We start from the raw sequence: 7,246 nt of genomic DNA, 5'->3' as shown, positions 1-7,246 counted from the left end.
CTCTTTGGCATCATTTTACCTCCTGAAATGGTCTATAAGTATTATACCATTTCAGGATAATAATGTAAACTTATTAAAATCGAGTTATACTAGATTACAGTGTAAAGGAGCTGATGAAGGTTTGACCATAGCAGAGGTAAGCAGACAATATGACATATCGGCCGATACACTGCGCTACTATGAGCGAATCGGCCTTCTTCCCCATGTGGGCCGCACGTCCGGCGGCATCCGCAATTATTCCGAGGATGACTGCCATTGGGTGGAGTATATCAAGTGCATGCGCAGTGCAGGGGTTTCTGTGGAGACATTGCTGGAATATGTGACATTGTTCCATCAGGGAACCTCCACCATCCAGGCCAGAAAAAACCTTCTTTTGGAACAGCGGGGATCGGATTGTGGCCCGAATCAATGAGCTGAACCAGGTCCTGGCAAGGCTGGACTGGAAACTGGACGGCTACGAGGAACGGATGCTTGGATGCGAGGAACATTTGAAATAGCTTTGCTCCGACATGGAAAACGCCTTATATTATAAGGGTGCAACAGATTGTTGCGTGACACCGGAACCAAAGGCAGGTAATATGAAACCATAATACAGATCCGTTATAAAATGGTTCCGGGAGGTATCGCCATGAAGAATACAGTAGGGAAAAATATTGTAAAATTGAGAAAGGAACAGGGAATGTCCCGGGAACAGCTGGTCCGGAAGCTTCACGTCACCCGCCAGGCCGTGTCTTGGGAAACAGGAATTTCCACAAGTTAAAGAGACTGATTCCATACTCACGCTTACAATACTTCCAAATGATTGATTGGAGGTATCATTATGAATCAAAAATTAACGTACCATTGCAATGGAGATTACCTTATTCCGGACATAAAACTCAGCTGTGGGGCAACTATCCAGCTGGGCAAATACGGTCACTTGCGCAGGGAATATTTACAGAAAAACGCCCCGTTTTTATACAGTGATCTGGTGTTGACTGAAAAACTATTTCCGCATCTAAAAGAGATTGATGAAACGGCTCAAGCGAGGTTGGCAAGAATTCAGGCGGAATTGCTCCAGATAAATCCGGCACCGGATAAGGAGACACAGCAACTGGCATGGGTGCGACACATGAATATGATTAAGGCACAGGCAGAAGAAATCATTTTTGCAGAACTGATTTATACCTGATAAAAATGGGCTGGCTACATAAAGTCAGCCCATTTTCTATGTGGATTGACAATTCTTGAATTGTGTTTTCGATCATTCCAGAATTGTGCTTTTGACAATTCAAGAGTTGTCAAAAGCACAATGTAATAATACTGATATTAATAATACTGATTATAGTAATAATTATCCTATCCGTTCCATTCCGAGTGAGTAGATTTTACAGTCAAGCTTCTAAATCTGATATGAGGTAAGGTGAGGCTTTAGATGAAGACTTCTTGTATTAAACAAAAAAAAGAAAGCCTACCGCACCGATGCAGAGCATCTGGTCGTAGACTTCCTCTTTAGTGCTATTACTGTCAACCAAAATGGCAGTTCAGATATGAATTTGAAATTCCTTAAAATCAAATATTCCGTTTTTTTGTTTGAGTTTTCCACTTATTGTTCAAGCGAAAATGTCACTTCCACGTCTCCAGTACCAAGCGCTTCTAAAAGGCTTTCTTTAGTTGCACCTTCAATGACGGCCAACTTCGTAAAGCTCCACGAATTGGTTCCATAATAGATCGTAATCTGATTTCCTTGATACAGAATCACATCGCCAGCGCCCACACTGATCTGTGAGTCATTTCTCGGCAGGGTAGTTTCCAGAGAGCCAACCTTCTCCATCCCGGCATAATCGGACATTTGCACCGTGAGGGGTTGTTCATGTAACAAGGCAAGAAATGCTTCTGTGGAAGTGTTTTCTTCCGGCACGGCGATAAAGGTTATATCGCCAACTGTTATTTGTATTTTCACAGGCTCACTCTCCTCCGATAGAATTTCAGATGATTGCTCCTGTACTACCGACTCAGTTTGAGATGGCTTTGCTTCTTTTTGCGAAGATTCTGTAATGGTCGCAGGAGGGTAGGTCAATACTGTGCTTCCTGGAGCTGTGTTCTGTACCGAGCCGCAAGCCGAGAAAAATATGGATAATACAATCAGTAAGGAAAGCAATTTCATTGGGGCATACACCTCCTATTGGTCAAACACTTTTGCAACTTGAATCAAATGATCCACAATGGGCAAATGCTGGGGGCAATTCCGCTCACAGGATTTGCAGGTGATGCAGTCCGACGCCTTTCCGTGGCACAAGGCGAACTGATCGTAGGCGGGCTGAATCTTCCAGTCATCGGCAGGGTAGCGGCGCACCTCGTTGTACATGGCAAAGTAGTCCGGGATGGCGATTTTCTTGGGGCAATGGCTCTCGCAGTAGCGGCAGCCGGTGCATGGAATGGCCGTCTGGGCGGAAATAATGGCTACCGCCTGTTTAACCGCCGCTTGTTCTACTTCGATCAGAGGCGAAACATCCTGCAAGTTGTCCAGCATTTGCTCCATAGAGTTCATACCGCTGAGGACGGTATCTACTTGCGGCAAGCTCTGTACGAAACGCAATGCCCAGGACGCCATGCTGCCATCCGGGTGGATGTTCCGAAACAGTTTCTCTGCTTCCGTCGGGAGACTCGCCAGCGTTCCACCCTTGACCGGCTCCATCACCACGATGGATTTTCCGTGTTTTTCCGCCACCCGATAGCAGTTTCCAGACTCAATGGCGGTGCTGTCCCAGTCCAGATAATTGATCTGGAGCTGGACAATATCCACTTCCGGGTGGGCGGAGAGAATCTCGTCCAACAGAGCTGCGCTGTCGTGATAGGAAAAGCCGATTTTCTTTGCCTTTCCCGACGCTTTCAGTTCCCGAAGGAATGCAAATTCGTCGAACTTTTCGCAGATTCTGTAATTGTCCCGGTTCAGCCAGTGAAGCAGATAGACATCAAAATAATCTACACCGCACCGCTGGCACTGCTCTTCAAAGTAAACTTGGCAATCGGCATGGGACTGAATCTTCCAACCCGGCAGCTTATCCGCAAGGATAAAGGATTCCCTCAGATGGCGCTTCACCAGAGATTCCCGGAGGGCAATTTCGCTTTTGCCGTCCAAATAAGTATAGGCAGTATCGAAATAAGTGCCGCCATGAGATAGAAAGGCATCGACCATCTCATTGAGGAGCGGATAGTTAATCTCATCGCCAGTTTTGGGCAGTCTTAAAAAGCCAAAGCCCAGCTTATTCATTGGATGGCCTTTCCTGCCTCATAGGCTTTCTCCATAGCTGGGTTTCCCTGAATGGTGTTCACGGCAGTGGCGTTGCCGCCAAAGATCACACCAGAAAGATGCGCCTTCGGGAAGCAAGCAATCCAGCCTTCCAGACCGCTGGCAGCACGAGTCCAAACATCGTCACCATCCTCTGCGGCGGTTGCAATGAAGTAGACATCCCGGAAGGCATAGTCGGAGGGGTACAAGGGGTTTGCCCGATCCAACAAAGTTTTCATCTGGCCGCACATCTCGTAGTAGTAGATGGGAGTGGCAAACACCAACACATCGGCGCTCAGCATCTTCTCCTGCACAAGGGTATCAGCGTCATCATGGATCACACAGCGCTTTGTTTTCTGGCAAGCCAGACAGCCACGGCAGAACTGAATGTCTTTGCCAATGAGACTGACTTTCTCAACCTCGTGACCGGCCTCCTGTGCGCCTTTGGCGAATTCTTCCGCCAGTGCGTCGGAGTTGCTGCCCTTTCGGGGGCTGGTAGAAATAATCAACACTTTTTTGCTCATAATCATTACCTCTTTCTTACAGGGATTTTCCGAACCGATATAGTTCGTCCCATTTTTCTTTGGAGTGATTTACTTTTCCATTGGCGGTAAAAATTCCAACGTTCTCCACCTGCCAGTATTCCACGATAGACTGATAATACTGGGCAATAGCGGGACCGTACACAAAGGGACTGCCGGAACTCATAATGAGGGCGGTCTTTTTAACGTTCTTCGGAATGTCAATGGAATAGGTTCTGTGAATCACACTTTGCAGTTGAGCGGACAGGGTGAAATAGTAGATGGGAGAGGCAAACACCAACATATCCGCCGCCAAAATCTCCGGGTAGAGCTTCTGCATATCATCCTTCTGGACGCAAACGCCCTTTTCCCGGCAATAGTCGCAGCCCATGCAGCCATGGACATTCATGTGAGCTACGTTTTCAATTTGTACGGTATGACCCGCTTCTTCGGCTCCGGCCTTAAATCCGTTCACCATGTCCATGGTGTTGCCATTCAGGCGGGGACTACCGTTTAATACAAGAATTCGCATCATTGCCTCCCGGTATTTATTTCAGATTTGCATGGAAGAACTCTTTCAGCTTATCAAAAGGAATAGCGCCCTTGCCACCGCCATCGTAGAGATCGGTGTGCGAAGTATCCGGAAGAATGAGCAGTTCCTTGTTATCGGCATAAGGATTGTCCTGCACCATGTTGGCATAGGCATCACGACCAAAATAGCAAGAGTGTGCATTTTCTCCGTGCATCACCAGCACGGCACTGCGAATTTCATTGCTGTACTGCAAAATAGGCTGATTCAGGAAAGACATACAGCCAATCACATTCCAGCCGTTATTAGAATTCAGGCTGCGGGAGTGATAGCCACGCTGGGTTTTGTAGTAGTCATAGTAATCTTTCACGAAAAACGGCGCATCCTCCGGCAGAGGATCAACCACACCGCCGCCCAAGGCATAGCTTCCGTTCTTGTAATCTACCGTCCGCTGGGCATTGAGGGCCTGCCGCTTGGCGAAACGTGCGTCGGCAGAATCCTCGGAATCGAAATAGCCATTGGCATTTACACGGGTCATGTCGTACATGGTGGAAGCAACGGTGGCCTTGATACGGGTATCCAGTGCAGCTGCGTTCAGTGCCATGCCGCCCCAACCGCAGATACCGATGATGCCGATCTTCTCAGGGTCTACGTTGTCCTGTACCGACAGGAAATCCACAGCCGCCTGAAAGTCCTCGGTGTTGATGTCAGGAGAAGCCATATAGCGAGGCTCACCGCCGCTCTCACCGGTAAAGGACGGGTCAAATGCGATGGTCAGGAATCCACGCTCCGCCATGGTCTGGGCATAGAGACCAGAGGACTGTTCTTTTACCGCACCAAAAGGACCCGAAACAGCGATAGCTGCCAGCTTTATTTCTGCGTTCTTCGGGATATACATATCCGCTGCCAGTGTGATACCGTAGCGGTTCACAAAGGTCACTTTCTTGTGATCTACCTTGTCGCTCTTGGGAAAAGTCTTATCCCAATCATTCGTCAACACCAATTCTGCTGTTTTCATCATCATAAAATCCTCCTAAATTTCCTTGATAAGTTTTGCTGGAACACCGCCATATACGGTGTTTTCTGGTACATCTGTCGTCACCACAGCTCCTGCGGCAATCACCGCACCGTTTCCAATCGTCACGCCTTTACAGATAGTTGCGTTTGCGCCAATCCACACATTTTGGCCTATATGAATGGGGGCAGGGATCATATTTCCCCGGTGGCTGGGGTCAAGGCTGTGATCTAATGTAGCAATCACCACATTATGGCCGATCAGTACGCCGTCCTCAATGGTCACGCCGCCTTGATCTTGAATTTTTACGCCTGAATTGAAGAACACATTCTTTCCAATTCTTAGATTCTTGCCGCAGTCCGTGTTGAATGGCGGAAATAATGCAAAGCTGTCATCCACTTGCCGCCCGGTGATTTGCCGCATCAAGGAAACGATTTCACCAGCAGTGTGGTAGCTACCATTTAGTTCCATGGTCAGTCGAATCGCCTCCCCAGAAAGCGCACACATACACTGGTGAACTTCAGAACCGGCGATCACTTCTTTTCCGCTGTCCATATAGTTTAGAAATTCGTCTAAAGTCAATTCAATGTCACCTCCTAATTTCATTGTAAATCCAAATGTGCCGAATAGCAAATTGTTATAAATTATGCACAGCCATTCTTGAAAAGAATATCTATGCGTGCTATCATGTAGTTACTACTAGCGGGAGGAATATGAAATGGAACTGCGAGTGCTACGATATTTTGTGGAGGCAGCCAGAGAAGAAAGCATGACAGGTGCAGCGCTGAAACTTCATGTGACCCAGCCCACCTTATCCAAACAGATCAAAGAGTTAGAGGAAGAACTGGGGCAAAAGCTCTTTGTCCGTGGAAACTATAACATTCGTCTGACCCCAGAGGGAGACATTCTTTATAAGCGAGCCTTGGACATTCTTGAAATGGTGGATTTGACCACCACGGAATTTGCTTCCTTGAATGCGTTTAACGGCGGAGATATTTACGTCGGTTGTGCGGAATCGGATGGGATGTCTCTGCTTGCCAAAGCCGCAAAACAGCTTCGGGCTGAATATGAAAATCTGCACTTCCATCTGTATAGTGGAAATGCAGAAACAGTCTGTGAGCGGTTGGATAAAGGGCTACTTGATTTTGCTGTTGTTGTTCAGAACATTGATCTTAGCAAGTATGCGTATTTTGATTTGCCTGTCACAGATACATGGGGACTGATTATGCGCAAAGATAGTCCCATGGTGTCTAAAGCTGCAATTGCCATAGAGGAACTCACGGAGCTACCCCTTATCGTGTCCAGACAGGGCGCTACCAACGAAATGCCCCAATGGCTGCAAAAGAACTATGACCGGCTAAATATCGTCGCCACCTATGATTTGATTTTCAATGCCTCCATTTTGGTACGAGAGGGCTTGGGCTATGCGCTGGGGTTTGACAAACTGGTCAACACAGGTGCGGAAAGCATCCTGTGCTTTCGTCCCATTCTTCCGACAATCAACTCTCCTATGCGGCTGATTTGGAGAAGGGAACAGCAATTCTCCAGAGCAGCAGAATTGTTTTTAGAAGAAGTAAGGCGCATTTGCGAATGAATATGCTCAGGTCAAAAACTGCGGTCTCACAAATTGGCAAGCAGTGTAAACCTGTACAGGTTCACTCATTTTTGAAGTTTTCCCTTGCGGTCAAAAATCAAAAATTGCTTGTTGGGGCAACATCCCCAATCCCCTTTGAACATCATCTGCGATGATGGCTGCTCGTTCATTCTGAACGTTTTTGTAAATAACTTCTGGCCAATTTGGCGAGAAGTTATTATACGTTACAGTTCACAGGTCAATGTCATTTAGTTAACGCTTTGCAATATTATGGTTAGATTCTTAATGAAGGGTGTCTAACCATATTTTTCCCTTT

9 protein-coding genes and 1 pseudogene are annotated in these 7,246 nt (G+C 47.0%); 4 read left to right on the top strand and 6 right to left on the bottom strand.

Going from position 1 to position 7,246, the window contains the following annotated elements:
* Window positions 1-121: 121 nt before the first annotated feature.
* The 3 genes and pseudogenes from G614_RS28705 to G614_RS0123015 all read left to right on the top strand — a co-directional run bounded on the left by G614_RS28705 (window position 122) and on the right by G614_RS0123015 (window position 1,171).
* Window positions 122-497: pseudogene (locus tag G614_RS28705) on the top strand (MerR family transcriptional regulator).
* Window positions 498-628: 131 nt separating this feature from the next.
* Complete coding sequence (locus G614_RS31555) at window positions 629-760, top strand: helix-turn-helix transcriptional regulator (RefSeq protein ID WP_155245128.1); 132 nt, start codon at window positions 629-631, stop codon at window positions 758-760.
* A gap of 60 nt (window positions 761-820) precedes the next feature.
* A complete protein-coding gene (locus G614_RS0123015) occupies window positions 821-1,171 on the top strand; it encodes a TnpV protein (protein ID WP_027643781.1) in 351 nt (116 codons plus the stop codon).
* A gap of 414 nt (window positions 1,172-1,585) precedes the next feature.
* Here G614_RS0123015 and G614_RS33110 read toward each other — a convergent pair whose 3' ends face one another.
* The 6 genes from G614_RS33110 to G614_RS0122985 are packed head-to-tail and all read right to left on the bottom strand — an operon-like array spanning window position 1,586 to window position 5,918.
* Complete coding sequence (locus tag G614_RS33110) at window positions 1,586-2,146, bottom strand: cyclophilin-like fold protein (protein WP_162142792.1); 561 nt, start codon at window positions 2,144-2,146, stop codon at window positions 1,586-1,588.
* A gap of 15 nt (window positions 2,147-2,161) precedes the next feature.
* The gene (locus G614_RS0123005; protein ID WP_027643779.1) at window positions 2,162-3,253 is read right to left on the bottom strand and encodes an aldo/keto reductase; all 1,092 of its coding nucleotides are present in this window, start codon (window positions 3,251-3,253) and stop codon (window positions 2,162-2,164) included.
* Window positions 3,250-3,795, bottom strand: coding sequence for a flavodoxin family protein (locus G614_RS0123000; protein ID WP_027643778.1), 546 nt, complete (start codon window positions 3,793-3,795; stop codon window positions 3,250-3,252). Before G614_RS0123000 ends, G614_RS0123005 begins: the two co-directional genes overlap by 4 nt.
* A 16-nt stretch (window positions 3,796-3,811) precedes the next feature.
* Window positions 3,812-4,327 carry a flavodoxin family protein gene (locus tag G614_RS0122995; protein ID WP_242828193.1) on the bottom strand — a complete coding sequence of 172 codons (516 nt, stop codon included), beginning with the start codon at window positions 4,325-4,327 and terminating at the stop codon, window positions 3,812-3,814.
* Window positions 4,328-4,340: 13 nt separating this feature from the next.
* The gene (locus G614_RS0122990; protein ID WP_334291517.1) at window positions 4,341-5,342 is read right to left on the bottom strand and encodes an alpha/beta hydrolase; all 1,002 of its coding nucleotides are present in this window, start codon (window positions 5,340-5,342) and stop codon (window positions 4,341-4,343) included.
* A 12-nt stretch (window positions 5,343-5,354) separates the two neighbouring features.
* A complete protein-coding gene (locus G614_RS0122985; protein ID WP_027643775.1) occupies window positions 5,355-5,918 on the bottom strand; it encodes a DapH/DapD/GlmU-related protein in 564 nt (187 codons plus the stop codon).
* 136 nt (window positions 5,919-6,054) lie between these two features.
* On the opposite strand from G614_RS0122985, the gene G614_RS0122980 reads away from it, so the two are divergent.
* Window positions 6,055-6,930, top strand: coding sequence for a LysR family transcriptional regulator (locus tag G614_RS0122980; RefSeq protein ID WP_027643774.1), 876 nt, complete (start codon window positions 6,055-6,057; stop codon window positions 6,928-6,930).
* The last annotated feature ends 316 nt before the right edge of the window (window positions 6,931-7,246 follow it).

Origin of the sequence: [Clostridium] clostridioforme AGR2157 (assembly GCF_000424325.1) — a bacterium.
In the GTDB taxonomy this organism is placed as follows: Bacteria; Bacillota; Clostridia; order Lachnospirales; family Lachnospiraceae; genus Enterocloster; species Enterocloster clostridioformis_A.
Note: the sequence above shows the minus strand (reverse complement) of the source record. Positions and strands in the feature narration are given on the sequence as shown.

Bases quoted from the DNA above. Each gene is read 5' to 3' on its own strand.
- G614_RS0123000 (WP_027643778.1), bottom strand. From the start codon at position 3,795: ATGAGCAAAAAAGTGTTGATTATTTCTACCAGCCCCCGAAAGGGCAGC.
- G614_RS0122995 (WP_242828193.1), bottom strand. From the start codon at position 4,327: ATGATGCGAATTCTTGTATTAAACGGTAGTCCCCGCCTGAATGGCAAC.
- G614_RS0123015 (WP_027643781.1), top strand. From the start codon at position 821: ATGAATCAAAAATTAACGTACCATTGCAATGGAGATTACCTTATTCCG.
- G614_RS0123005 (WP_027643779.1), bottom strand. From the start codon at position 3,253: ATGAATAAGCTGGGCTTTGGCTTTTTAAGACTGCCCAAAACTGGCGAT.
- G614_RS33110 (WP_162142792.1), bottom strand. From the start codon at position 2,146: ATGAAATTGCTTTCCTTACTGATTGTATTATCCATATTTTTCTCGGCT.
- G614_RS0122980 (WP_027643774.1), top strand. From the start codon at position 6,055: ATGGAACTGCGAGTGCTACGATATTTTGTGGAGGCAGCCAGAGAAGAA.
- G614_RS31555 (WP_155245128.1), top strand. From the start codon at position 629: ATGAAGAATACAGTAGGGAAAAATATTGTAAAATTGAGAAAGGAACAG.
- G614_RS0122990 (WP_334291517.1), bottom strand. From the start codon at position 5,342: ATGATGAAAACAGCAGAATTGGTGTTGACGAATGATTGGGATAAGACT.